This window comes from Nocardioides sp. NPDC006273, from assembly GCF_040613495.1.
GTDB lineage: Bacteria > Actinomycetota > Actinomycetes > Propionibacteriales > Nocardioidaceae > Nocardioides.
In genome coordinates this window covers 18,826-44,429 of sequence record NZ_JBEXSD010000006.1, presented here as the reverse complement: position 1 = coordinate 44,429, position 25,604 = coordinate 18,826, and the positions used below count along the sequence as shown (strand labels likewise).

Here is a 25,604-nt window from a genome sequence, read left to right as displayed (position 1 = left end):
GTTGCGGTGGGGTCAGGTGTTCAGTTGTCGGTGCGGTAGCGATCGAGCTTCTCTGGATCTATCTCGACCCCGAGGCCGGCACCAGGACGTACGGCGAGCTCGCCGTCGCGGATCTCGAGCGGCTCGGTGAGCAGGTCATCGGCCATGTCGAGAAAGTTGGAGAGCTCACCGGCCCGGCGGGAGGTGAGCCGATGAGCGGCACCGAAGGCGATCGAGCAGGCGCTGCCGAGCTGGCCGTCGATCTGGTTGCCCATCACGACCTCCAGCCCGAGGCCCTCGGCGAGATGGAGCACCTGCTGCGACCCGGTGAAGCCGGTGCGCGCGGTCTTGATGCTGATCGCGGTGGCGGCGCCACCGAGCACCTCGCGGGTGACGTCGGCCGCCGTCGGTACCGACTCGTCGGCGATGAACGGCACGTCGAGCTGGCTGACCAGCCAGCGCCGCCCGAGCACGTCGTCGGCGGGGTTGAGCTCCTCGGCGAAGAGCAGGTCCAGGTCGGCCATCTGCTTCATCGCGCGGGCGGATTCGGCCGCGGTCCAGCCGCGGTTGCCGTCGACGTACAGCTCGATCTCGGTGCCGAACCGCTCGCGCAGCGCACGGACGACGGCGGTGTCGAGCTCGATGGGGGAGCGGCCGACCTTCACCTTGAACGTCGAGATCCCGTACGTCTCCCGCATCCGCTCTGCCTCGGCGACCATCGCCTCAGGCGTGTCGAAGCCGAGCATGTGGGAGACCCGCATCCGGTCGGTGAAGGCACCGAGTAGGTCGACGACCCGCAGGTCCAAGGTCTTGCCGAGGGCATCCCACATGGCCATGTCGACGGCCGCCTTCGCGGTCGGGTTGCCGACGGTGCGCCCCATCAGGACTTGGGCGGTCTCGCGCTCGAGCAGGGTGAGCCCGGCCAGCTGCGGGGCGAAGAGCTGGTCGATGACGGCGATGATCCCGGCCTGAGTCTCGCCGTAGGTGAACGGCCGCGGCGGCGCCTCGGCGACACCCACGACGCCGTCGTCGGTGTGCACCCGGACGAGCACGTGCTGGGCGGTGTGGACCTCGCCGGAGGCGAAGCGCAGCGGCTTACGGTAGGGGATGGCGAACGGGATCGCCTCGACCTTGGTGATCTTCATGATCGGGGAGCTTCCAGACGGGGTGCGGTGAACAGGTCGGCTGCCTCGAGGACGTCGATGACGGCGTCGACGACGGGGTTGTCGTCGTCGGTGCGGTAGGCGAGGGAGAGCTCGACGCTGCCCGCATCGAGCAGGTCGCGGAAGACCACGCCCTCCAGCGGAAGCGCCCGGACCGACGCGGGGACGACCGCGACGCCGAGGCCCGCCGCGACCAGCGCCAGCAGGACCGCGGTGCTGGGCGCCTCGTGCTCGCGGCGCGGCACGAACCCGGCTTCGCGACAGCTGCGCAGGACCGCCTCGTTGACCGCCGAGTCGCGGGCGCTGTAGGCCACGAACGGCTCGGTGCGCAGGTCGGCCAAGGCCACGACGGGCTCGACGGCCAGCCGGTGGTCGAGGGGGACCGCCAGGGCGAGCGGCTCGACCTCGAGGGTGCGCAGGGTCAGCCCCTCGCCGACGGCCGGCGGCCGCAGCACCCCGAGGTCGAGCGCCCCGCTCTGCAGCCGCTCGCACTGGGCCGGGGTGAGCAGGTCGGCGTGGATCTCGAGCGCCACCTCGGGCAGCTCGCGCTTCACCACCCGGGCGATGCCCGGCAGATGCGAGAACGAGGCGGTGCCGGTCAGTCCCAGGCGGACCAGGCCGTGGCGGCCGGCCCCGATGCGGCGTACGCCTCGGACGCTGTCGTCGACGGCGGCCAGGACCCGCGCGGCCTCGGTGCGGAGGAACTCGCCGGCCGGGGTGAGGGAGACCTGCCTGGTCGTCCGGGTGAACAGGGTGACGTCGAGCTCGGACTCGAGCTGGCGGATCGCCTGGGAGAGCGCCGGCTGGGCGATGTGCAACTGCGCCGCGGCCTGCCCGAAGTGGCAGGTCTCGGCGACCGCGGCGAAATACCGCAGGTGGCGTAGCTCCATGAAGCGCTCCTCACGAGGTGGTGATGACCGCCACACTAGGTCTGCGATAGATAAACAACAAGGACGAAACTGGCGCTCATTGATTGATTTAAATGATCAATGGGTGCCTAGGTCGGAACTGGGCATTCGCCTGGTGTGACGGTCGCCACGTCTTGCGAAGGTGTGGGGACCGTCACCCGTTGGAGGCATCACCATGACCGCACCACTCACCGAGAGCCTGGGCCACATCGAGAACGTCCTGTCGGACGCCGTCGTCGAGGACCGCGAGGCCGGGATCTACCGCGCCAACCGCCGGATCTTCACCGACGAGGAGATCTTCGAGCTGGAGATGAAGCACATCTTCGAAGGCAACTGGATCTACCTCGCCCACGAGAGCCAGGTGCCCAATCCCGGCGACTACTTCACCACCTACATCGGGCGGCAGCCGGTGATGATCACGCGCGACAAGGACGGCGAACTGCACTGCATGATCAACGCCTGCGCCCACCGTGGTGCGATGCTGTGCCGGCGCAAGACCGACAACCGGATGACCCTGACCTGCCCGTTCCACGGCTGGACGTTCCGCAACGACGGGACCCTGCTCAAGGTCAAGGATCCCGATGACGCGGGCTACCCGGAGAGCTTCAACACGCAAGGCTCGCACAACCTCACCCACGTCGCCCGCTTCGACAGCTATCGCGGCTTCCTGTTCGGCTCGCTCAACCAGGACGTACTGCCGCTCGAGGAGCACCTCGGCGACACCGTCAAGGTGATCGACATGCTCGTCGACCAGTCGCCCGAGGGGCTCGAGGTGCTGCGCGGTTCCTCGACCTACACCTACGACGGCAACTGGAAGGTCCAGGCGGAGAACGGCGCCGACGGCTACCACGTCACCGCCACCCACTGGAACTACGCGGCGACCACCTCGCGTCGCAACACCGGCGAGTCGAAGAACACGACCAAGACCGTCGACGCCGGCAGCTGGGGCAAGGCGGGCGGCGGCTACTGGTCGTACCCGAACGGCCACCTGTGCCTGTGGACCTGGGCGGCCAACCCCGCCGACCGGCCGCTGTGGGACCAGATGGACGTGCTCAAGGAGAAGTTCGGCGAGGCCAAGGGCGAGTTCATGGTCAAGGGCTCCCGCAACCTGCTGCTCTACCCGAACGTGTATCTGATGGACCAGTTCTCGACCCAGATCCGGCACTTCCGCCCGATCTCGGTCGACAAGACCGAGGTCACCATCTACTGCATCGCCCCGAAGGGCGAGAGCCCCGAATCGCGGGCGTGGCGGATCCGGCAGTACGAGGACTTCTTCAACGCCTCCGGCATGGCCACGCCCGACGACCTGGAGGAGTTCCGCTCCTGCTACGTGACGTACCAGGCCTCCGCCGCGCCGTGGAACGACATGAGCCGCGGTGCCGAGCACTGGCTCACCGGACCCGACGACGTCGCCGAGGCGCTGGAGATGCCGGGTGTCATCTCGGCCGGCGCGAAGAACGAGGACGAGGGTCTCTACCCGGTCATGCACGCGCAGTGGGCCGACCAGATGCGTACGGCCATCGCGAACGAGAAGGGGAAGTGACCATGACCATCACGCAGAGCGCTCCTGCCGGAGCGAAGCTGATCACGCACGGCATGATCGAGCAGTTCCTCTACCGCGAGGCGCGCTTCCTGGACGACCGCGAGTACGAGTTGTGGCTCGAGTGCTACGCCGACGACGTCGTCTACTGGATGCCCTGCTGGGACGACGCGGACCTCCTCACCGAGGACCCGCAGACCGAGATGTCGCTCATCTACTACCCCAACAAGGGCGGCCTGGAGGACCGGGTCTTCCGGATCCGTACGGAGCGGTCCTCGGCCACCTCGCTGCCCGAGCCGCGTACGTCGCACAACATCAGCAACGTCGAGGTGATCGAGCGCCGCGGCGACCTGGTCGACGTGCGCTTCAACTGGCACACCATGTACTTCCGCTACAAGACCGTCGACCCCTACTACGGCACGTCGTTCTACACCATCGACTTCACAGGCTCGCAGCCGCTGATCCGCCGCAAGACCGTGGTGCTGAAGAACGACTACATCCACCACGTCGTCGACATCTACCACGTCTGAGGCACCGCGATGACTGCAACAGAGACCGAGCCGACCACTGGGGTCGCGACCCACCAGGTGGCGCTCTCCTTCGAGGACGGGGTGACCCGGTTCATCACCGTCCGCGAGGACCAGACCGTCGCCGATGCGTCCTACCGGCAGCGGATCAACATCCCGCTGGACTGCCGCGACGGCGCCTGCGGGACGTGCAAGGCGCTGTGCGAGTCGGGGGAGTACGACGGCGGCACCTACATCGAGGACGCGCTGTCGGCGGCGGAGGCCGCCGAGGGGTACGCCCTGCCGTGCTCGATGAAGCCGCGCTCAGACCTCGCACTGCAGATCGCCACCACCTCCGAGGTCGCCAAGACCGGCGCCGCGAGCTACACCGGCACCGTGGTCGGCCTGGACCGGCTCAGCCCGACCACGGTCGAGCTCTCCATCGACATCCCCAACCGGGGCGAGCTGGCCTTCCTGCCGGGTCAGTACGTCAACATCGCCGTGCCGGGCACCGAGGTGACCCGGTCGTACTCCTTCGCGAACGCCCCGCACGAGGAGCGGCTCGTCTTCCTGGTCAAGCTCACCCCGGGCGGCGCGATGTCGACCTGGCTGACCGAGCAGGCCACCGTCGGTGACGAGGTCACCTTCACCGGGCCGAACGGCTCCTTCTTCCTGCGCGAGGCACGCCGGCCGGTGCTGATGCTGGCCGGTGGCACCGGGCTCGCGCCCGTGCTCTCGATGCTGCGCCAGCTCGAGGTCGACGGCTGCGACCGCGGTGGCCGGCTGGTCTACGGCGTCAGCACCGACGACGACCTGGTCAAGCTCGACGAGGTCGGTGAGCTGGTCTCGCGGCTGCCCGGGTTCAGCTGGGACCACTGCGTCTCCGACCCCGCCTCGACCGCGGCCAACAAGGGCTACGTGATGAGCCTGATCGGCGACGACGACCTGCACGACGGCGACGTCGCGATCTACCTGTGCGGCCCGCCCCCGATGGTCGAGGCGGTGCGTACGCACGTCGCCGATGCCGGCCTCCAGCCCACCGGCTTCTACTACGAGAAGTTCGCCCTGGCAGTCCCCGCCGAGGCGTCAGCCCCGTCGGCCGAGGCGTCAGCGGCGTCGGCCGAGAAGTCACCCGCGTTGGTCGAGAAGTCACTCGTACGTGAGCTGGAGACCCACCCGGAGGCGCGAGCCATCGCGGGCCAGGTGATGCTCCCGGCTCACGCTCTCGGTCCCAGCGGATCGGCTGATGTGCCTCGCGACGACGGCGATGTCGTACGCCGGATCGCCGGTCAGCTGGTCGCGCCGGTCCCCCCTGGTCGAGCCGCGAGCGCCAGCGAGCGTGTCGAGACCAACACGGTCGAGGACCTGATCGTTGTCGTGGAGGCGCGTGGCATCGGCGGCCAAGAGGTGTTCGCTCGAGATGACTCTGTTGGTCTCGACACGCCTCCGCCTAGCGGCTCCGGCGGCTCGACCAGCGGGGACACGACCGAGGACGGCTACACGATCGGTGAGGAGCACCCGGACATCTCGGCCTCCGATGCGATCTTCGAGGCCCGGGCGGCGCTGGAGGTGGGAGCGCTCGACCTCACCATCGGACGGCTCGACTCCCGGCAGCTGAGCGGCTACCGGCTGCTCGCCGAGTCGACCCTCCCGTACGTCGAGGGCGACCGGTTCCTCGACGCCCACGGCTACACCGAGTCGAACGCGGCCTTCCACGACTACCTGTTCACCCTCACCGGCAACAGCCACCTGCTGGCCGCCTACCAGGCGCTCGGGGTCAAGGGCCGGATGGAGGACGTGCTGCGCAACGCCACCTGGTGCCACCCGCGGTGCACCCAGGACCACCTCGACATCGTCGAGGCCTTCGACCGCGTCGACCGAGTGGCGGCCCGCGACCTGATCAAGGCCCACAGCGAGCGGTCTCAGGAGACGATGCGGCGCGCGATGGCCGAGTCGGCCGCCGCGACCAGGCCGCGGTTCATCACGCCGGGCCGGTTCGCCGGCCAGGTCGTGGTGGTCACCGGGGCGGCCCAGGGCATCGGCGCCCAGGTGGCCCGCCGGGTCGGCGCCGAGGGCGGAAAGGTCGTCCTCGCCGACCGCTCCCCGCTGGTGGGCGAGGTCACCGACGAGCTCACCGGCCAGGGCGCGAGTGCCACCGCCGTCGAGTGCGATCTGGAGCACTATGCGGGCGCGGCCGCGCTGGTAGAGCAGGCTGTGGAGACGTACGGCCGGATCGACGTGCTGATCAACAACGTCGGCGGCGCGATCAACTTCAAGCCGTTCACCGAGTTCACGCCTGCGCAGATCGACGCCGAGATCACCCGGTCGCTGATGACCACGTTGTACGCCTGTCGGGCCGCCCTGCCGGGCATGGTCGAGCGCGGACACGGCGTCATCGTCAACGTCTCCTCGGCCGCGACCCGCGGCGTCCACCGGATCCCGTACTCCGCGGCGAAGGGCGGGATCAACGCGGTCACCGCCTCGCTCGCGCTGGAGTACGCCGGCTCGGGCGTCCGGGTCGCCGCGACGGCCCCGGGAGGTACGGAGGCTCCGCCACGCCGGATCTCCCGGGGCACACCACAGCCGCGTAGCGACACTGAGAAGGCCTGGTTCCAGGCCCACATCGACCAGACCCTCGAGACCTCACTGATGCACCGCTACGGCACGCTCGACGAGCAGGCCGCCGCGATCTGCTTCCTCGCCTCCGAGGAAGCCTCCTACATCACCGGCACGGTCCTTCCCGTCGCCGGCGGTGACCTCGGCTGAGCCACCAGGTCCTTTCTCGGGGCCGTCCCTCCCTTCGCGAGCGCGCTCGCGTCACCCATGGAGATCACCCATGCCCGACAACACAGCAAACACCGAAGAAATCACTCGGGCCAAGACCGGGCGCCAGCTCGCCTGGGTCGTCGCGCTCTCCGCGCTGGCCCTGATGTTCGACGGCTACGACCTCGTGGTCTACGGCACGGTGCTGCCGACCCTGATGGCCGATCCATCCCAGATCGGGCAGCTCTCCGCGGGTCAGGCGGGCACCCTGGGCAGCTATGCGCTGGTCGGGGTGCTCGTCGGCGCGCTGAGCGCCGGCGCGGTCAGCGACCGGATCGGCCGCCGGAAGGTCGTGCTCGCCAGCATCACCTGGTTCTCGCTCGGGATGGCCGCGACCGCGTTCGCCCAGTCGATCGCCGTCTTCGGCATGCTCCGCTTCCTCACCGGCATCGGGCTGGGCGCGATCCTGGCGACCGTCGGCGCCCTGGTCGCCGAGTTCGCGCCGCCGGAGCGGAAGAACCGGCTCAACGCGATCGTCTACAGCGGCATACCCGCCGGTGGCGTGGCCGCCTCCGTGATGGCGCTGATCATCGACCCGAGCGGCTCCAACTGGCGGATCCTGATGGCGATCGGCGCCGCGCCGCTGGTGCTCCTGCTGCCTTTCGCCATCGCCAAGCTGCCCGAGTCGCAGCTGTGGCTCGACTCCCGCGGCCGGGTCGCGTCGACCAGCACCGCCCAGGAGGCGGTCGGCTTCAGTGCCCTGGCCCGCCGTCCGCTCGCGTTCCCGACCCTCGTGCTCGGGCTGATGAGCTTCTCCGGTCTGCTGCTGACCTACGGCCTGAACACCTGGCTGCCGAAGATCATGGAGGACAACGGCTACGGCAAGGCGTACGCGCTCACCTTCCTGCTGGTGCTCAACGGGGGTGCCATCATCGGCGGTCTCCTCGCCTCGTACGTCGCTGACCGCACCGGCGCCAAGAAGGTGGTCGCGACGACCTTCGTGCTCGCCGCCCTGATGCTGTTGCTGCTGCCCCTCGGGCTGCCGCTCGCCGTCCTGTTCCCGGCCGTCGCGATCGCCGGCGTCGGCACGATCGGTACGCAGGTGCTCATCTACGGGCTCGTCGCCAACTACTACCCGACCCGGGCCCGTGGCGCGGGCGTCGCCTGGTGTGCCGGGTTCGGCCGGCTGGGCGGCATCGTCGGACCCATCATCGGCGGGGCACTGGTCGCCGCCGGGGTGGGCGGCACCACCGCCTTCCAGATCTTCGCGGGCGTCGCGGTGCTCGGTGCCGTGGTGGCCGTGGCGGTGCCGCGGTCGCCCGAAGAGACCGTCGTGAGTGTCACGCTCGACGACGGCGTACCAGCATGAAGGGGGCCTAGGGTGTGACCGTGCTCATCGAACGAGCTGGGTGTGTCGGTCGCGAGGACGAGCTCGTCGAGCTCACCTCGCGGCTGGCAGCCACCCGCGCCTCCGGCTCCGCCGCCGTCCTGGTCCTCGGTGACCCGGGGCTGGGGAAGACCGCGCTGCTGCGCGGCCTGGCGGACCGGGCCGCGACGCCGGCGCTGAGGGCGCGCGCCGGCGCGTGGGAACAGGACTCGCCAGGGGCGGTGCTGCGCCAGCTGCTCGGCGAGGTTGCGCCGGCCGATCCGGTCGCCGCGGCCGACGTTCTGGTCACGCGGGCCCTGGCCGGGTGTGCCAACGAGCCCGGTCTGGTCCTCGTCGACGACGCCGACCTCGCCGACACGTTCTCCCTGCAGGCGATCGCCTCCGCGCTGCGCCACCACCGTGAGGCACCGCTGCTGGTGGTGCTGGCAGCCACTCGAACCACCGCGTTCCTCGGCGAGATCGCGACCGAGACCGTACGCATCGAGGGGCTGGACGCGGCCGCGATCGGCGAGCTCGCCTCGCTGCGCGGTCGGGTCCTGCACCCGTCGATGGCCGACGTCCTCACCCGTCACACGGCGGGCAGCCCGCGCGACGCGGTCGCGCTGCTCGACGAGCTCCCACCGAGCCGCTGGGCACGGCCCGACACCCAGCTTCCGGCCCCGGCCCACGTACGCGACGAGGTCCAGCTCGCCCTCGCCGGGTGCGGTGCCGCCGGACGCGCCCTCGCCGAGGCCCTCGCGGTCCTGGGAGAGGACGCGTCGCTGGGCCAGGCCGCCGCCCTCGCCGGTCTCGAGGACCCGCTCTCCGCGGTCGACGCCCTGGTTGCGGCCGGGCTCGTCGAGACGACGCGTGACCACCGCCCCCGATGGCGTACGCCGCTGGTCGGCGTCGCCGTGCTGGCCACGATGGGCGCTCGCCGGGCTGCCGACGCGCATCAGCGCGCCGCCGCGATCGTCGACGACGAGGTCCGCCGGGCCCGGCACCTCGTCGCCGCGACCCCGCTGCCCGACGCCGAACTGGCCGACGGGGTCGCCCGGCTGGCCCAACGGCGCGGCGACGAGGGTGCCTGGGCGGAGGCCGCGGCGCTCTACCGCGACTCCAGCCGGCTCACCGAGGACCCCGTGCGGCGCGACGACCGGCTGATCCACTCCGTCGACGCCCTGGTCGCGGCCGGCGACGGCATGGGTGCGGCAGCGCTGGTCCCCGTCGTCGAGAGTCTGCGCGAGACGCCGCTGCGCGATGCCGTGCTCGCCTATCTGGCGATGCTGCGGGGGCGCGCCACCGAGGCCGAGGTCCGGCTCAAGCGTGCCTGGGACATCGTCAACGCCGACCGGGAGCCGGAGACCGCCGCGCTGATCGCCACGCGCCACGTGCTGCACTCGCTGGCGCTGTGCCGCGGCGACGAGCTCGTCACCTGGGCCGACCGGGCGATCTCGCTGGCCGGCCGGGACTCGGCGGCCGGCGTCGAGGCGGCGGCGATCCGTGGGCTCGGACTGGCGATGGCCGGCCGGTTCGACGAGGCCCACGACGCGTACGCCGCAGCCGCCAGCCGCGTCGGCCACAGCGCCCAGACCCAGCGGGTCACCATGGGCCGCGGCTGGCTCGACGTACTCTCCGACGAGCCCGACGAGGCCCGCAGCCGTCTGGAGGGAGTCACCGACCCGAGGGTCCTCGGCGGCTCGACCCGGATCTCGATGTGGGCCCTGGCCTGGCTGGCGCGGGTGCAGTTCCTTACGGGGGAGGGGGAGGCGGCCCTGCAGACGGTCGCGGCCGGGCGGGCGCTGGCCGCCGAGTCTGGCATCGCCCTGGTCACCCCGCTGCTGGAGTGGACCGCGACCGAGACCCACCTGCTGCGCGGGAGCTGGGAGGAGGCCGTCCGCACCGCCCGCGCCGCCGAGATCGGGGCGCAGGGCTACGAGATCATGCGCGTCCCCGCGCTGCTCGCCCGCGCCCACATCGCCGAGGCCCGCAGCGACTTCCGTGCCGTCCTCCGCATCCTCGAGCCGCTCACCCAGGCCCCGGCCGGCAGCGCGCTGACCGAGCCGGCGATCTGGCCGTGGGCCGACACGTACGCCGCCGCGCTGATCGCGGAGGGCAGGCTGGACGAGGCCGACGAGTTCCTCCGCCCGCACGAGGCCCGCGCCCACGAGGAGGGACACCGCTCCGCCCAGGCCAGGCTCGCCACCGCCCGCGGCCGCTGGCACGGCGCGCGTGGCGAGCTCGCCGGGGTTCGCGACACGTTCGACCGCGCGCTCGGTCTGCTCGACGAGCTGCCGCTGCGCTACGAGCGCGCCCGGGTCACCTTCGCCTACGGGCAGGCGCTGCGTCGCGCCGGCCGTCGGCGTGATGCCGACGCGCTGCTCTCCTCGGCTCGCGACCTGTGGGACGGGCTGGGCGCGGTGACCTACGTCGACGCCGCCCAGCGGGAGCTGCGCGCCGGGGGAGTGCGGGCGCCGCGCGGCCGCCGTGGGCCGGTGGACCTGACTCCGCAGGAGGAGACCGTCGCCGAGATGGTCGCCTCCGGTCTCTCCAACCGCGAGGTCGCCGCGCAGCTGTTCGTCTCGCCCAAGACCGTGCAGTACCACCTGACCCGCATCTACGCGAAGCTCGGCGTCCGCAGCCGGACCGAGCTCGCCGCGATGGCAGCCGAGCCGACGGAGGAACCATGAGCACCGACCTCGAGGTCCGAGAACCCCGGGCCGGTCTGCGACGCGACCTGGGCCGTCACGAGCTGGTCAACGGCTTCATCGGGTTCCTGTTCTCCTGCACCGGCCCGGTCGCGGTGATCCTCGCCGTCGGCCAGGGTGCGGGGCTCTCCGCTGCTGTGGTCGCCTCCTGGGTGAGCGCGGTCTTCTGCCTCAACGGGTTGCTGACGATCGTCGCCTCGCGGTGGAGCCGGCAGCCGCTGGTCTACTTCTGGACCATTCCCGGCACTGTGGTCGTCGGCCAGGCGATGGCCGCCGGCACCACCTGGCCGGAGGCGGTCGGCGGGTTCTGCCTGGCCGCGGTCCTGCTGATCGGACTAGCCCTGACCCGGCAGGTCGACCGCATCATGCACCTGCTCCCGATGCCGATCGTGATGGCGATGGTGGCGGGTGTCTTCCTGCGCTTCGGCACCGACCTGGTCCTCGCGGTCGACCGCGACCTGGCGGTGGCCGGCCCGATGGTGGTCGCGTTCGTCGCCGTCAGCGCTGCCCCGCGGCTGGCGCGCTGGCTGCCGGCGGTGCTGGTCGCGCTCGCGGTCGGCGCGGTCGCGGTGAGCCTCGCGGACCGGCCGGCCGTGGAGGTCTCCGGCCGCTGGATGATCGACCCGGTCTGGACCACGCCGGCCTTCACCGGGTCCGCCTTCATCGAGCTCACCATCCCCCTGCTGATCACCGTCCTCGTCGTCCAGAACGGCCAGGGCATGGCGGTCCTGCGGGCCGCCGGCCACGACCCGCGGATGAACCAGGTGACCGGCTGGTGCGGGGTGACCTCGCTGGTCGCGGCCCCGTTCGGAGGCGTGTCCACGTGCCTGGCGGGTCCGACCAACGCGCTGGTCACCGCCTCGGGCGAGCGGCGTCGGCACTATGCGGCGGCGATCTGGTGCGGCGTGCTCGCGATCGGGTTCGGCCTGCTAGCCCCCGGCATGGTCCGGATCATCACCACCATGCCCGAGGCGTACGTCGCCGTGCTGGGCGGCCTGGCCATGCTCAAGCCGCTCCAGGGCGCCTTCCAGACCGCCTTCAGCGGTCCCCACGTCACCGGCGCCCTGGTCACCTTCCTGGTGACCGTCGCCGACATCACCGTCTTCAACATCGGCTCCGCCTTCTGGGGGCTGGTGGTCGGTCTCGCGGTCAGCATGCTGCTCGACCACGACAGCCGAAACAACAGCAGGGAGAAGTCATGACCACCACCGACACCACCTACCCCGATGCGACGATGCGCTACGGAGCCACCGCCCGGCAGGTAGCCGACGTCTTCGAGCCGGCCGAGGCGACCGACTCGCTGGTGCTGCTGCTCCACGGCGGAATGTGGCGCGACTCCGACCGGATGCGCACCTGGTCGGCCGGCCGGGCGCTGGCCGAGGCGGGCCATCTGACCGCGACGGTGGAGTACCGGCACGGACCTGGCCAGTGGCGGCAGGCCTTCGAGGACGTCGAGACCGCGATCGAGTCGATCCAGCTCAGCGGCCGGGAATGGACCATCCACAACGACGCACCCCGCCGGATCACCCTGGTCGGCCACTCCTCCGGCGGCCAACTGGCCCTGTGGGCGGCCGCCCAGGCAGGCACTCTCGTCACCGGCGTCGTGGCTCTGGCCCCGGCCGCCGCGCTGGCCGCGATGAGCCAGGAAGGTCTCGGCGACGGTGCGGTCGAGGAGTTCCTCGGCGGCACCCCGGCCGAGTCGCCCGAGGCGTACACCGCTACCGACCCGCTCGGCCTCGCCCCACAGATCCCCGTGCGGGTCCTGCACGGCGCCTCCGACAGCGTGATTCCGCTCGCGATCTCCGAGCGCTACGCGGCAGCACACCCCGACGTACGTCTGGAGGTGGTCGACGGCGCCGACCACGCCGCCTGGGGCGACCCGACCTCCGCGGCCTGGTCGCACCTGCTCGCCGCGGCTGCCCAGGTCTGACCTCATGACCGCCGGGTTGGCGAATGAGGCGGAGCTGGTGAACCAGTAGGCGGCGCCGATGTAGCCACCGATCACGGGTGCTGCCAGCGCGCCCCGGGTGCCGCAACACCGTGAGTCGAGAACCCGCGACGAGCTGGCGGGCCGTGGCATCGCGGATGATCGAGTCCCGAACACCCGATCGAGCCCGGGGAACCTGCAGCACGATCTCGCTCATCGTGGTCGGAAAAGAGAGTTCGTACGCCCGGTCGGCGTCATAGAGTGCCCCAGCGCCGGGAACGAGAACAGCGCAGCGGTCCGCCTGCGAAACCTGTCCGCTGCCACTGAGGTGGATGGACAACAGCACGTCGTCGCGGGGCTCTCGCTGGATCAGGGCGCGAGATCGGTAGACCCGCGACGATGTCGACTCGACGTACGACACACCGATGTCGTGGATGGATAGGTGCCGGACCAATCCGCTGACCGAAACCGCGTTTTCTTCGACTCGCGGGCCAATGCCTTCGCGTCCTGTGCAGCCCGCCGAGGAGTTCAACTTCGCCCCCGTCGAGAACGCCCGTCGCGTCGTGTTCATCGCCAACGACGAGCTGCCAAAGGCCTGAGAGAGAACAATGAAGAGCGCCGCCTGCGTGCGCCACCTTTGGCGCCACCGTCGTGCGCGTCTGCGCGGGCCGTGCAGGGTGGGGTGCTCGATTCCGCGAAGCTCTGCGCCAGAGACGACAACGCGTTCAGTTAGGCTGACCTGGAAAGTTGAAGAGGGGATGCGTGCACGCTCTGGTCCCCAACTAGGCGAAAACGAAGTGTGGCCCCGACCCGGTTCTCCCAGGTCAGGGCCACAATCCAATGCGTGCGCGAGGGGGGACTTGAACCCCCACCCACTAGTACGTGGACTAGCACCTCAAGCTAGCGCGTCTGCCTATTCCGCCACCCGCGCGCAACAGGAAGAACATTATCAGGAGGGGGCGTTGGTGCCGAATCGGGGTAGTCCTCTGGATAGTGCCCCAGGTCAGGCCGGAAGCAGGGCCCTGGCGGGGTGGTTGCTGGTGACCATCCAGACGCGCTTGTCGTGAACGAAACGGCGCAGGCGGCCGGGGTCGTCGACGGTCCAGACGAGGACCTTGATGTTGCGGCGGTGGGCCCAGCGCAGCAGCCAGACGTCGGCTAGGCGATGCTCGACGACGACGAGGTTGGAGCGGCAGCAGCGGATGCGGCCCTCGGGGAAGAACTCCGAGAGCTTCAGCCCGAGCAGCTTGACGGGGTGGTGCCGGAAGTCGACGCCGCCGAGGGAGAGGCCGACGAGGGTCGAGGGGGAGCGGAGATCGGCCCAGTCGCGCAGGACGCGTACGGACTCATCGACCATCGTGGTCACGATGAAGCTCTCGTCCATCACCTCGAGCGCGATCTCAGCGGCGTCGACCTCGTGCGGGAGTCCGAGGTGGTTGGCAGGGGAGGCGAACTTGAGGTCGATGTGGGCGTGCTTGCCGTGCGCGGCGAGCAGCTCGAGGGCTTCCCGGTAGCGCACCAGTCGGAACGGCGCGAGCCGCGAGAGCGCGGCGTACGTCCTGTCCTCGATCTTGACCTTGCGGCCGATGCGGTCACGGACGTGGCTGTCGTGGTGGAGGACGAGCTCGCCGTCGCGGGTGCGGTGGACGTCGAACTCGACGTAGTCGACCTCCATCCGGACCGCCTCGAGCAGCGACTCCCAGGAGTTGTCGCGGTGCCCCGACTGACGCGCCGCGGCGCGGTGAGCGGAGAGGAGGGCCCGCGTCTGCATGCGTCAATGGAAACCCACCCGTTCGACCGCATCTAAATCCTCAGGTTGCGCTCAGGTGGACTTCAGGGGGCGGGTTGTCGCGGCAGGTCGATACGGTGGCCACATGACCAGCGCCGAGACCGAGGTCGTCGACCTCTGCCGTGACCTGATCCGCATCGACACGAGCAACTACGGCAACGACCCGGGGCCGGGGGAGCGGAAGGCGGCCGAGTACGTCGCGGCACAGCTCGACGAGGTCGGGATCCCTTCCGAGATCTACGAGTCCGAGTCGGGCCGCGCCTCGGTCGTCGCCCAGTGGGGTGGATCGAGCGGTGACGGACTCCTGTTGCACGGGCACCTCGACGTCGTTCCTGCTGCTGCGGAGGACTGGAAGGTCGACCCCTTCTCCGGGGAGATCCAGGACGGGTACGTCTGGGGCCGCGGCGCGGTCGACATGAAGGACTTCGACGCGATGCTGCTCGCGGTCGTCCGGGAGCGCCAGCGCACCGGACGGATCCCCGAGCGCCCGATCACGCTCGCCTTCACTGCCGACGAGGAGGCCGGCGGGATGAAGGGCGCCCACGTGCTCGTCGAGGACCACCCCGATCTGCTCGCCCACTGCACCGAGGCGGTCGGCGAGGTCGGCGGCTTCTCGACGACCGTGAAGGGGCGTCGTCTCTATCTGATCGAGGCCGCCGAGAAGGGCATGGCCTGGATGAAGCTGACCGCCCGCGGCACCGCCGGGCACGGCTCGATGATCAACCGGGACAACCCGATCACCAGGCTGTCCGGCGCGATCGCCCGCATCGGCGCCCACGAGTGGCCGGTGCAGCTGACTCCGACGATGCAGACGCTGCTCGCCGCGGTCGGCGAGATTGCGGGTGAGGAGCCCACCCCGGAGAACGCCGAGCGGCTCGTGGAGGAGTTCGGCCCCGCCGCGCGGATGATCGGCGCCACGCTGCGCAACGTCACCAACCCGACGATGACCAGCGCCGGCTACAAGGTCAACGTCATCCCCACCGAGGCCACCGCCCACGTCGATGGCCGCTTCCTGCCCGGCTACGAGGACGACTTCTTCGAGACCCTGCGCAAGCTGTGCGGCGAGGGGATCGACATCGAGTTCGAGCAGAACCAGATGCCGTGGGAGACGCCCTACGACGGCGCCATCGTCGCCGCCATGGAGCGCTCGCTCATCGCCGAGGACCCCGACGCCCTGGTCGCGCCTTACCTGATGTCGGCCGGCACCGACGCCAAGCACTTCAAGCGGCTCGGGATGAGGACTTACGGCTTCGCGCCCCTGCGGCTGCCCGAGGAGCTCGACTTCACCGCTCTCTTCCACGGCGTCGACGAGCGGGTGCCGGTCGACGCGCTCCAGTTCGGAGCGCGGGTGATGGACCGCTTCCTCGACCAGGTCTGACGAACCGACTCGGCGCTGTTTTCGTCGTTTCAGGGGACGAGAGCGGTGAGGGTCTCCTCGCTCAGGGTGGCGACCGCGGCGTGGCCGGCGCGGTGGCCCCAGGCCGCGACGGAGATGGCGTCACGGACCTGGAGGCGGTGCCAGGCCTCGGGTTCGCGGGGGTCGGAGCCGTAGCCCTCGAGGAAGGCCTTCTCGAAGGTGTCGTTGCGGACGAAGTCCCGCGCGGAGAGCCGGGAGAGATCGTAGAGGGCGGCTCGGAAGGCGAAGCGGCCGGAGTCGATCACGCGCAGGATGCCCGCGTCGACGACCCAGCTGGTGGGCTGCCAGTCGCCGTGGGTGGGGACGAGCACCGTCGTGGGGGTCGGCCACGAGGTGATCTCGGTGCGGAGACGCTCGGCGAGGTCGGCCTCCAGGCCCGCCCCGTCGAGCGAGGCGAGGGCGCGCTGATTGAGCTCCGGCTCGTAGTCCTCGTCCTCGACGCCGGCCTGGCCGTGGAACGTCGCCAGCAGCTCACCCGCCTGACGGTAGAACTCCGGGTCATGGATGGCGGCCGAGGTGTCGGCCGGCTCGCCGTCGAGGTGGGTCATCACGATGATGCGGGCGTCCAGGTCGGCCTGGACGAGGCCCGGCGCGCGGCCGGCGTCGGTCCAGGAGGCCAGCCAGCTGCGGTGTGCCGCGAGCTCACGGTCGAGGTGGCGTACGCCTTCTGCCGTGGTCTTCACGAGGAAGCGGTCGTCGCCTGCAGAGATCACGAGGGCGGTGGTGCCGGCGCGGTGCAGGGCGCTGCGGTCGGCGACCACCTCGGCTCCGGGGAGCCATTGGTCGAGGAGGTCGCGCTGGGCGGGGGTCAGGGTGTCGAGTGCCGAGATCACGGGCGGATCTTGCCAGTGCTGAGCAGGCCCGAGCCGCCGTGTCGCGGCGACATGTCCATGTTGTTGGCACCTTGTGGGCGCCGCTTGTCCAGATCGGCTCAGATCGGCTCAGATCGGGAGGACGACCTCGGCGTTGAACGTCTCCACCACGGGCTCGGCGGCGATGTTGGGGCCGATGCTGGTCAGGGTCGCGTTGCCGATCGGACCGATCCGCATCCACGTCGCGGGCGGGGCGTTGAGGACCTGGCGTACGAACCAGGCGATCACGAACGCGTGGGTGACCAGCACGATCTCGTCGTCATGATGCTCGAACCAGAGCTGGTGCCAGGCCTCGGTGAGCTCGGCGCCGTCGAGGTCGCGCTCGGCGGCGGGCACGTGCTCGAACCACTCCCAGCGGTGGGTCGGGTAGTCGCCGCGCCGCTCCGCCGATGGCACCGGGGTGCGGTCGGCGAGGAGGTCGGAGGGCGTCGCCCCGGCGCCGAGGTTCTCGGTGAGGACGCAGGCGGTCTCGGACGTACGCCGGCTCGGGCCGTGCAGAACCTGGCGGATCGGTCGGAAGGCCAGCCGGTTGGCAAGGGCCTGGACCTGGTGGCGGCCGTGATCGGAGAGGCCCGGATCGGCCTTGTCCTCACCGGCAGCTTCACCGTGACGTACGAGATGGATCACGCTTCGGACCCTAGTCTTTCGCACCGCGAGGGCCGCGAAGACGCGCTCAGACCGTGAGCCGCTGCCGGATGATCTTGCGGCGCAGCGTCACCCGGCGGGTGCCGTCCGCGGTGATCCGCACCCGGTCGAGCTCCCAGCCGCCGTGCTCGGCGCGTTCGACGAGAAGCTTGGTCACGATGTTGCGGGAGAACTCACGCGAGAAGATCACTTTGTCGTACTCCCACACCACTCCGGGGCGGGGCGGGCGGCGTTCGGCTCGAGCCAAGGCAGCACTCCTTCTGATGGACTACTCAGGAGAACCAGTGTGCCGGATCGGATGTTCCCGTGGGGTGGTCTCGACGAGCTCGACCTCCGGGGGATCGATGTTCTCGCGAGGGAAGTTCTTCAGACGGCGGAGACGTCATCGAGAGCGAGCGCGATCTCGGGCGGCAAGGTGAGGTCGGCGACCTGCAGTGCCTCCTTGAGCTGAGCGGCCGTACGCGCCCCGAGGATCGGTGCGGTGACACCCGGACGGTCGCGCACCCAGGCCAGCGAGACCTGCAGAGGCGTCCACTCCAGACCCTCAGCGGCCTTGGCGACGGCGGTGACGATCCCGCGGGAGCGCTCGTCGTCGTAGGCATCCACCCGGGCGGAGAAGTTGGGGTCGGCGCCGCGGGAGTGCGTTGGGGTGCCGGTGCGGTACTTCCCGGTCAGCACGCCACCCGCCAGCGGCGACCAGGCCAGCAGGCCCATTCCCATCGCCTCGGCGGCCGGCACCACCTCGTACTCGATGTCGCGGGCCAGGAGTGAGTACTCCACCTGGGTGGAGGCCAGGATCGCTCGCCCGGGCACGGCTCGCTGCCAGGTCGCCGCCTGGGCGGTCTGCCATCCGCTGTAGTTGGAGACCCCGACGTACGCCGCCCGGCCGCTGCTCAGCGCCATGTCGAGCGCCGAGAGCGTCTCCTCGAGGGGCACCTCGGGGGACCAGACATGCACCTGCCACAGGTCGACGTGGTCCACGCCGAGCCGCTTCAGCGAAGCGTCGAGACCGGTGATCAGCCCGCCGCGCGAGGTATCGACGCCGCGGTCGCCGCCGCGCCAGGTGATGCCGCCTTTGGTCGCCAGGACGACATCGTCGCGGGCCACGACGCCTTCGCCGAGGAGCGAGCCGAGCAGCGCCTCGGACGCGCCGCCGCCGTAGCCTGCGGCGGTGTCGAGGAGGGTGCCGCCGGCTTCGGCGAAGCCGGCCAGCTGCTCACGGGCCTCGTGCTCATCGGTCACGCTGCCCCAGGTCATGGTGCCCAGGGCGAGAGACGAGACTCGCAGCCCAGTGGCTCCGAGGAGTCGGCTCTGCATGGGGACAATCTATCCGGGCCCTCCCTTCGGCCCCGGACGGACACGCTGGCAGTGACGGCGGACACTCCGGCGGGGAGGCAGCGGTCGGGCGCCGCGTACATGCCCCTTAGAGTTTCCGCCCGTGGATTATTTGCAGGCGATCGCACTGGGCATCCTTCAGGCACTCACCGAGTTCCTGCCCATCTCTTCGAGCGCGCACCTGCGCATCTTCCCCGAGCTGCTCGGCTGGGGCGACCCCGGCGCGGCGTTCACCGCCGTGATCCAGATCGGCACCGAGCTGGCCGTGGTCATCTACATGTGGCGCAACATCCGCGACATCATCGTGACCTGGTTCCGCAGCCTCTTCAACGCCGAGCTGCGCAGCCACACCGACGCCCGGATGGGCTGGTTCATCATCGTCGGCTCGATCCCGATCGCGGCGATCGGCGTCGTGATGAAGGACGTCATCGAGCACGACCTGCGCAGCCTGTACGTCGTCGGCACCATGCTCGTGGTCATGGGCATCGTCCTCGGTGTGGCCGACCGGATCGGCGCGAACCGCAAGCGGTTCGATGACCTGTCCTGGCGTGACGCGGTCCTGATGGGCTGCGCCCAGGCCTGCGCGCTGATCCCGGGAGTCTCCCGGTCGGGGGCCACGATCTCGATGGGCCGTGCGCTCGGCTACGAGCGGGCCACGGTGACCCGCTACGCCTTCCTGCTCGCGCTGCCGGCGGTCTTCGGAGCCGGCCTGTTCGAGATGGGCGAGATCGCCCACGGAGCCAACCTCTATGGCTGGGGCCCGACGATCGTCGCCACGATCGTCTCGTTCGTCCTCGGCTACGCCGTGATCGCTTGGCTCCTCAAGTACCTCTCCCGCAACACCTACACCCCGTTCGTGATCTACCGGGTCGTCCTCGGTCTCACCGTCTTGGTGCTCCTCGGCGTGGGTGTGCTCACCGAGTGGTGATCGTGCCAAACTCACGGATGTGTCTGAGTCCGGTGCGAAGTCCGTCGTAACACCCGCTGCGATCGAGGAAGCCGCCGCGCGCACGATCGCCACGCGCACGGCGGTCGAACGCTCCGTCAGACTCTCGGAGAGGTACGCCGCCGAGGTCCTGCTCAAGCGCGAGGACCTGCAGCTGGGCCGCTCCTACAAGGTCCGGGGCGCCTACAACCTGATGAGCTCGCTCTCGCCCGACGAGCTCGAGCGCGGCGTGGTGTGCGCCAGCGCCGGAAACCACGCCCAGGGTGTCGCGATCTCGTGCGCCCGTCTCGGGGTGCCCGGCCACATCGTGGTGCCGACCAACACGCCCAAGCAGAAGCGCGACCGGATCACCGCCCTCGGCGGCTCCCACGTGACGTTGACGCTCCACGGCTCGACCTACGACGAGGCCTCCGCCTACGCCTACGAGCTGGGCCGCGGGCTCGGGGCGACGTACGTCTCGGCCTTCGACGACCCGCGCACGATCGCCGGTCAGGGCACCGTCGGCTACGAGCTGACCTCCCAGATCACCGAGCCGCTGGACGTGCTGCTGCTGCCGGTCGGTGGCGGCGGGCTCGCCTCCGGCGTGGCGACCTGGGTGCGCGAGGTCTGGCCGCAGACCCGGATCGTCGGGGTCGAGCCTGCGGGCGCCGCCTCGATGGCCGCCGCGATCGAGGCCGGCGGCCCGGTGCGACTCGAGGCGCTCGACACGTTTGTGGACGGCGCCGCGGTCGCGACCGCGGGGAAGGTGACCTACCCGATCGTCAAGGAGTACGTCGACGAGCTCGTCTCCGTTCCGGTCGGCGCGGTCTGCGTGGAGATGCTCGAGCTCTACCAGACCGAGGGGATCATCGCCGAGCCCGCCGGCGCGCTCGCGGTCGCTGCGCTGGGGCAGGTCGACCTGCGTGGCGCCACCCGCGTCGGGGCGGTTCTCTCCGGCGGCAACAACGACGTCTCCCGCTACGCCGACGTGCTCGAGCGCGCGCTGATCCACCAGGGCCTGCGTCACTACTTCCTGGTCTCGTTCCCGCAGGCGCCCGGGGCGCTGCGAGGTTTCCTCGACGACGTTCTCGCCGACGGTGAGGACATCGTCGTCTTCGAGTACGTCAAGAAGTCCAACCGCGAGCTCGGCCCCGCGCTGATCGGGATCGACCTCGACTCCGCCGACGGGCTCGATGGTCTGCTCGAGCGGATGGGGGACAGCGACCTGCTCATCGAGCGGATCGCGCCTGACTCACCGCTGTTCACCTTCTTGCACTGAGGTTGACCGGCGGCTCGACCAGCGGGGTCAGAACCAGCCGGACCTGCGGAAGAAGATCCACATCCCGGTGATCACGCCGCCCATCAGCAGCAGCGCGAAGGGGTAGCCGAACCTCCAGTCGAGCTCGGGCATGTGGGTGAAGTTCATCCCGTAGATCCCGGCGATCAGGGTCGGCACCACGATCATCGCCGCGCCCGCGGAGATCTTGCGCATGTCGTCGTTCTGCTGCAGCGAGAGCTGCGCCAGGTGGGCCTCGAAGGCGGAGGACAGCAGCGTCTCGAGGTTCTCGATCGACTCCACGATGGAGGAGAGGTGGTCGAGGACGTCGCGGAAGTAGGGACGCAGGTCGGGCTCGATGCCGCCCTCCCCGTTGGCGAAGCGGCGCACCGGCTCGCGCAGCGGCATCACCGCGCGGCGTACCTCTGCCAGCTCGCGGCGGAGCCGGTAGATCCGGGCCGAGTCGTGTGTGCGCTCGTCGGAGAAGACCGAGGTCTCGACCTCGTCGACGTCCTTGGTGAGCTCGTTCGCCACGTCCACGTAGCCGTCGACGATGTAGTCGACGACCGCATGGACCGCCGAGTAGGAGCCCTCGGTGAGCAGGTGCTCGTCGCTGGTCTCCAGCAGCTCGCGGGCGGGCGCGAGCTGGGAGCCGCGGCCGTGGCGGACGGTGATCACGTAGTCGGGGCCGATGAAGAAGGCGACCTCACCGGTCTCGACGGCGTCCTCGGCATCGACGTACCACAGCGTCTTGACGACGAGGAACATCGCGCCTTCATAGCGCTCCAGCTTGGGGCGCTGGTGGGCGGTCAGCGCGTCCTCCACGGCGAGCGGGTGCAGACCGAAGGCCTCGGCGACCTCCTCGAGCTCGTACTGGCTGGGCTGGTAGAGCCCGAGCCAGACGAAGTCGCCCTCGCCCTTCACCCCGCGGCGCAGCGCCGCGTAGTCGTGGGGCGAACAGTCGGTCTGCGCGCGCGCACCGGCGCGGTAGAGAGCGCTGTCGACGATCACGCTTTCAGGTTAGGGCATGCCGTGCGCCTTCCCCGGGATGGATAGGGTCGCCAATCGTGGCGACGATGATCCTGGTGAGACACGGCCGTACGACGGCGAACGCATCCGGCACCCTGGCCGGCCGGCTTCCTGGGGTGAAGCTCGACGAGCGCGGGGTGGAGCAGGCGAGCAGGGCCGCTGAACGGATCGCGCCGGTGCCGCTCGCGCTGGCGGTCACCAGTCCGATGGAGCGCTGCCAGCAGACGCTGTCGGTGATCCTGGGGGACCGCCCCGAGCAGCCCGCCGTCGTCGTCGAGGACGGCGTGTCCGAGTGCGACTACGGCGAGTGGCAGGGGGAGAAGCTCAGCACGCTGGCGCGCCGAAGGCTGTGGAAGACGGTGCAGGCGCAGCCGTCCGCGGTCACGTTCCCCGGTGGCGAGTCGATGGCGGCGATGCAGGCCCGCGGAGTCGAGGCCGTACGCCGCCACGACGCCGCCGTCACGGCGGCGCACGGAGACTCGGCGGTCTGGCTGTGCGTGAGCCACGGCGACCTGATCAAGGCGATCCTGGCCGACGCGCTCGGCATGCACCTGGACCTGTTCCAGCGGCTGCACGTCGACCCGGCCTCCATCTCCGTGGTCCGCTACGGCGAGGGGCGGCCCTCGGTCCTGGCCACGAACACCCACGCCGGCGACCTCTCCTGGCTGGCGCCACAGGGCTCTTCCAAGAGGACGCCCGCGAAGAAGGGGCGCAAGCCGTCACGCCGGCGAAACGACGCCGTCGTGGGCGGCGGCTCGGGTCCCGAGGACGGTCTGGATAAGGTTTGACCATGCCTGTGATGCACGCCTTCGATCCGCCCGAACGATTCGTCGTCGGCACCGTCGGCGAGCCAGGGGCGCGTACGTTCTTCCTCCAGGCACGTGAGGGGACGCGGCTCGTCTCGGTCGCCCTGGAGAAGCAGCAGGTCACGGTGCTCACCGAGCGGCTCGACGAGCTCCTCGACGAGGTGATGAAGTCGGCTCCCGCCGTGGTGCCCGCGATCGCCCCCGTCGACCTCGACGACAACGGGCCGCTGGAGCAGCCGATCGAGGAGGAGTTCCGGGCGGGCACGATGACGCTGGCCTGGGACCCCGACGAGGACAAGGTGGTCCTCGAGGTCTTTCCGATCAGCGAGACCGAGATCATCGCCGAGGTCGACGAGGCCGGCCACCTGGTCGACGAGGACGCCGTGGCGGCCATCGAGCTGGAGGAGTCGGAGCCCGACGAGGTGCTGCTGGTGCGGTTCGACCCGGGCAACGCCCGGGCGTTCGTCAAACGTGCCGAGGCGGTCCTGGGCGCCGGACGTCCCAACTGCCCGTTCTGCGGCTTCCCGATCGACCCCGAAGGCCACCTGTGCGTCCGGGCGAACGGGTTCAAGCGGCGCGACCCGGTCTGATCCGGTGGAGCCGGTCATCGAGTCCACCGATGCGGCCGACGGGGCGATGGAGCTCGTCGGACGGTTGACGACTGCCTCTAACGCGACGTTCCTGGCCACCATCGGGCAGACCGAGGTGGTCTACAAGCCGATCGCGGGAGAGCGGCCGCTGTGGGACTTCCCCGACGGCCACCTCGCCCACCGCGAGGTGGCCTCCTACCTCGTCTCCGAGGCGCTGGGCTGGTCGGTCGTGCCCGAGACCTGGCTCGGCGAAGGGCCGCACGGTGTCGGGATGGTGCAGCGCTGGATCTCGGCCGACGAGAGCGTGGAGCCGGTGACGATCGTCCCCGTCGGGGAGATCCCCGACGGATTCCGGCACGTATTCGACGGCTATGACGCGCTCGACCAGGTCGTTTCGCTGGCTCACGAGGACACGCCCGCCCTGCGGCGGATGGCGGTCTTCGACGCGATCACCAACAACGCCGACCGCAAGGGCGGACACGTCCTGGCGGTCGCCGACGGACACCGCTTCGGCTGCGATCACGGGCTGACCTTCCACGAAGAGCCGAAGCTGCGCACCATCTTGTGGGGATGGCACGGGCTGGGCTTCTCCGACGAGGAGCTCGCCGGGATCCGGGCAGTCCACGCGGGGCTCTCCGGTGCGCTCGGGCGGGAGCTGGCGGCGTACCTCTCGGGTGGGGATCTCGAAGCGCTCGCTCTGCGGTGCGAGACGCTGCTCGCCGAGGGCGTCTTCCCGCGGCCGGAGTACGACCGCCATGTCATCCCGTGGCCGCCCTTCTGAGACACGTGGTGCGCGCCAAGTAGGCTGCACTCATGCGCGCTTGGTCTGCACCCGAAGTCCCAGAACTGTCCGCCAGAGGGCCCGAGGTGCAGCTCTATGACCATCAGCGGGACGCGGTCGTCCCGACGGAAAGTCAGGGACGCCGTTCGCTGTACGTGTGTGGCATCACGCCCTACGACGCGACCCACATCGGCCACGCCAACACCTATGTCGCCTTCGACCTGCTCCACCGCGCGTGGCTCAACGCCGGCCACGAGGTCGACTACACCCAGAACGTCACCGACGTCGACGACCCGCTGCTCGAGCGGGCGGACAAGGTCGGGATCGAGTGGGAGGCGCTCGCCGAGCGCGAGACCGAGCTCTTCCGCCAGGACATGGAGGCGCTGCGGGTCGTGCCGCCGCAGAACTACATCGGTGCCGTCGAGTCGATCCCGCTGGTGGTCTCGCTGATCGGCGAGCTCGAGGAGGGCGGTGCGATCTACAAGGTCGACGATGATGTCTACGCCTCGGTGGCGGTCGACGAGGCCTTCGGCGAGGAGTCACGGATGTCTCGTTCGGAGATGCTCGAGCTCTTCGGTGAGCGAGGCGGCGACCCCGAGCGGGCCGGCAAGAAGGACCCGCTCGACCCGCTGCTGTGGCGCGCCGAGCGCCCGGGGGAGCCGTCCTGGCCCTCGCCCTACGGCCCGGGCCGACCCGGCTGGCACATCGAGTGCACCGCGATCGCCCTGGAGCACCTCGGAGCCGGGTTCACGGTCCAGGCCGGCGGCTCCGACCTCATCTTCCCGCACCACGAGATGTCCGGCTCGCACTCGCGTGCGGCAGGCAAGGAGTTCGCCGAGATCTACACCCACGGCGGGATGGTGGCCTACGACGGTCACAAGATGTCGAAGTCGCGGGGCAACCTCGTCTTCGTCTCCGCGCTGCGCAACTCCGAGATCGACCCGATGGCGATCCGGCTGGTGCTGCTCGGCCACCACTACCGCGACGACTGGGAGTGGACCGACGCCAAGCTCTTCGACGCCGTCGACCAGGTCGCCGAATGGCGCAAGGCCGTCGCTCTCGGCCGCGGCGCCCCCGCGGCGCCGGTCGTCGAGACGGTCCTCGGCGCCCTGGCCGACGACCTCGACGCCCCGCGCGCGGTCAAGGCCGTCGACGCCTGGGTCGCCGCCACGCTCGGTGAGGGCGGCCTCGCCGAGACCTCCGACGCGCTTGCGGGCGAGGCCATCACCAAGCTCGTCGACGCCGCGCTGGGCATCAAGCTTTAGCCGAGACGTCACTC

General features: G+C 70.3%; 22 protein-coding genes, 1 tRNA gene and 1 pseudogene. 14 read left to right on the top strand and 10 right to left on the bottom strand.

Going from position 1 to position 25,604, the window contains the following annotated elements:
* Window positions 1–20: 20 nt before the first annotated feature.
* Together ABZZ22_RS04390 and ABZZ22_RS04385 are read right to left on the bottom strand one after the other, a co-directional pair.
* Window positions 21–1,124, bottom strand: coding sequence for an enolase C-terminal domain-like protein (locus ABZZ22_RS04390; RefSeq protein WP_354927190.1), 1,104 nt, complete (start codon window positions 1,122–1,124; stop codon window positions 21–23).
* On the bottom strand, window positions 1,121–2,032 hold the full coding sequence (locus ABZZ22_RS04385) for a LysR substrate-binding domain-containing protein (protein ID WP_354927188.1): 912 nt from the start codon (window positions 2,030–2,032) through the stop codon (window positions 1,121–1,123). The genes ABZZ22_RS04390 and ABZZ22_RS04385 overlap by 4 nt, the downstream gene beginning before the upstream one ends.
* Before the next feature lie 193 nt (window positions 2,033–2,225).
* On the opposite strand from ABZZ22_RS04385, the gene benA reads away from it, so the two are divergent.
* The 7 genes from benA (at window position 2,226) to ABZZ22_RS04350 (ending at window position 12,863) form a co-directional block, all read left to right on the top strand.
* Window positions 2,226–3,593 (top strand): benzoate 1,2-dioxygenase large subunit, encoded by a 1,368-nt coding sequence (gene benA / locus ABZZ22_RS04380; RefSeq protein ID WP_354927186.1) that lies wholly within the window; start codon window positions 2,226–2,228, stop codon window positions 3,591–3,593.
* A 2-nt stretch (window positions 3,594–3,595) separates the two neighbouring features.
* Window positions 3,596–4,120: a benzoate 1,2-dioxygenase small subunit gene (benB, locus tag ABZZ22_RS04375; protein WP_354927184.1), complete on the top strand. Its 525-nt coding sequence runs from the start codon at window positions 3,596–3,598 to the stop codon at window positions 4,118–4,120.
* A gap of 9 nt (window positions 4,121–4,129) precedes the next feature.
* On the top strand, window positions 4,130–6,862 hold the full coding sequence (gene benC / locus ABZZ22_RS04370) for a benzoate 1,2-dioxygenase electron transfer component BenC (protein ID WP_354927182.1): 2,733 nt from the start codon (window positions 4,130–4,132) through the stop codon (window positions 6,860–6,862).
* Window positions 6,863–6,932: 70 nt separating this feature from the next.
* Window positions 6,933–8,228 carry an aromatic acid/H+ symport family MFS transporter gene (locus tag ABZZ22_RS04365; protein WP_354927180.1) on the top strand — a complete coding sequence of 432 codons (1,296 nt, stop codon included), beginning with the start codon at window positions 6,933–6,935 and terminating at the stop codon, window positions 8,226–8,228.
* A 20-nt stretch (window positions 8,229–8,248) separates the two neighbouring features.
* Window positions 8,249–10,915: a LuxR C-terminal-related transcriptional regulator gene (locus ABZZ22_RS04360; RefSeq protein WP_354927178.1), complete on the top strand. Its 2,667-nt coding sequence runs from the start codon at window positions 8,249–8,251 to the stop codon at window positions 10,913–10,915.
* Window positions 10,912–12,135: a benzoate/H(+) symporter BenE family transporter gene (locus ABZZ22_RS04355; RefSeq protein WP_354927176.1), complete on the top strand. Its 1,224-nt coding sequence runs from the start codon at window positions 10,912–10,914 to the stop codon at window positions 12,133–12,135. Before ABZZ22_RS04360 ends, ABZZ22_RS04355 begins: the two co-directional genes overlap by 4 nt.
* Entirely contained in the window at window positions 12,132–12,863 is a 732-nt protein-coding gene (locus ABZZ22_RS04350) for an alpha/beta hydrolase (RefSeq protein WP_354927174.1), read from the top strand. Before ABZZ22_RS04355 ends, ABZZ22_RS04350 begins: the two co-directional genes overlap by 4 nt.
* 91 nt (window positions 12,864–12,954) lie before the next feature.
* On the opposite strand, the pseudogene ABZZ22_RS04345 reads toward ABZZ22_RS04350, so the two are convergent.
* The 3 genes and pseudogenes from ABZZ22_RS04345 to ABZZ22_RS04335 form a co-directional block, all read right to left on the bottom strand.
* Window positions 12,955–13,281 (bottom strand): annotated as a pseudogene (locus ABZZ22_RS04345) (hypothetical protein); the annotation flags it as partial.
* 424 nt (window positions 13,282–13,705) lie between these two features.
* Window positions 13,706–13,791: transfer RNA gene (locus ABZZ22_RS04340), tRNA-Leu, on the bottom strand.
* A gap of 72 nt (window positions 13,792–13,863) precedes the next feature.
* Entirely contained in the window at window positions 13,864–14,631 is a 768-nt protein-coding gene (locus ABZZ22_RS04335; protein WP_354927172.1) for a glycerophosphodiester phosphodiesterase, read from the bottom strand.
* A 103-nt stretch (window positions 14,632–14,734) separates the two neighbouring features.
* Here ABZZ22_RS04335 and ABZZ22_RS04330 point away from each other — a divergent pair, with 103 nt between their 5' ends.
* Window positions 14,735–16,027 carry a M20/M25/M40 family metallo-hydrolase gene (locus ABZZ22_RS04330; protein WP_354927170.1) on the top strand — a complete coding sequence of 431 codons (1,293 nt, stop codon included), beginning with the start codon at window positions 14,735–14,737 and terminating at the stop codon, window positions 16,025–16,027.
* Window positions 16,028–16,056: 29 nt separating this feature from the next.
* Here ABZZ22_RS04330 and ABZZ22_RS04325 read toward each other — a convergent pair whose 3' ends face one another.
* From ABZZ22_RS04325 to ABZZ22_RS04310, 4 genes are all read right to left on the bottom strand, one after another.
* A complete protein-coding gene (locus ABZZ22_RS04325) occupies window positions 16,057–16,899 on the bottom strand; it encodes an aminoglycoside phosphotransferase family protein (RefSeq protein WP_354927168.1) in 843 nt (280 codons plus the stop codon).
* A gap of 108 nt (window positions 16,900–17,007) precedes the next feature.
* Window positions 17,008–17,565 (bottom strand): histidine phosphatase family protein, encoded by a 558-nt coding sequence (locus tag ABZZ22_RS04320; RefSeq protein WP_354927166.1) that lies wholly within the window; start codon window positions 17,563–17,565, stop codon window positions 17,008–17,010.
* A gap of 46 nt (window positions 17,566–17,611) precedes the next feature.
* Window positions 17,612–17,794, bottom strand: a complete 183-nt coding sequence (locus tag ABZZ22_RS04315; protein ID WP_179661391.1) for a DUF5703 family protein — start codon at window positions 17,792–17,794, stop codon at window positions 17,612–17,614.
* A 155-nt stretch (window positions 17,795–17,949) separates the two neighbouring features.
* Entirely contained in the window at window positions 17,950–18,900 is a 951-nt protein-coding gene (locus ABZZ22_RS04310; protein WP_354927164.1) for an aldo/keto reductase, read from the bottom strand.
* 121 nt (window positions 18,901–19,021) lie between these two features.
* Between ABZZ22_RS04310 and ABZZ22_RS04305 the strand changes: the two genes are divergently transcribed.
* Both ABZZ22_RS04305 and ilvA read left to right on the top strand, forming a co-directional pair.
* Window positions 19,022–19,846, top strand: coding sequence for an undecaprenyl-diphosphate phosphatase (locus ABZZ22_RS04305; RefSeq protein WP_354927162.1), 825 nt, complete (start codon window positions 19,022–19,024; stop codon window positions 19,844–19,846).
* A 19-nt stretch (window positions 19,847–19,865) separates the two neighbouring features.
* A complete protein-coding gene (gene ilvA / locus ABZZ22_RS04300) occupies window positions 19,866–21,122 on the top strand; it encodes a threonine ammonia-lyase IlvA (RefSeq protein WP_354927160.1) in 1,257 nt (418 codons plus the stop codon).
* Window positions 21,123–21,149: 27 nt separating this feature from the next.
* Here the strand turns inward: ilvA and corA are convergent, their stop codons facing one another.
* Entirely contained in the window at window positions 21,150–22,130 is a 981-nt protein-coding gene (gene corA, locus ABZZ22_RS04295) for a magnesium/cobalt transporter CorA (protein WP_354927158.1), read from the bottom strand.
* A 56-nt stretch (window positions 22,131–22,186) separates the two neighbouring features.
* Between corA and ABZZ22_RS04290 the strand changes: the two genes are divergently transcribed.
* The 4 genes from ABZZ22_RS04290 to mshC are packed head-to-tail and all read left to right on the top strand — an operon-like array spanning window position 22,187 to window position 25,590.
* Complete coding sequence (locus ABZZ22_RS04290) at window positions 22,187–22,936, top strand: histidine phosphatase family protein (RefSeq protein ID WP_354927156.1); 750 nt, start codon at window positions 22,187–22,189, stop codon at window positions 22,934–22,936.
* A 2-nt stretch (window positions 22,937–22,938) separates the two neighbouring features.
* Entirely contained in the window at window positions 22,939–23,544 is a 606-nt protein-coding gene (locus tag ABZZ22_RS04285; RefSeq protein WP_354927154.1) for a DUF3090 domain-containing protein, read from the top strand.
* A 4-nt stretch (window positions 23,545–23,548) separates the two neighbouring features.
* Window positions 23,549–24,325: an SCO1664 family protein gene (locus tag ABZZ22_RS04280; RefSeq protein ID WP_354927152.1), complete on the top strand. Its 777-nt coding sequence runs from the start codon at window positions 23,549–23,551 to the stop codon at window positions 24,323–24,325.
* A gap of 32 nt (window positions 24,326–24,357) precedes the next feature.
* Window positions 24,358–25,590: a cysteine--1-D-myo-inosityl 2-amino-2-deoxy-alpha-D-glucopyranoside ligase gene (gene mshC, locus ABZZ22_RS04275; protein WP_354927150.1), complete on the top strand. Its 1,233-nt coding sequence runs from the start codon at window positions 24,358–24,360 to the stop codon at window positions 25,588–25,590.
* Window positions 25,591–25,604: the final 14 nt, after the last annotated feature.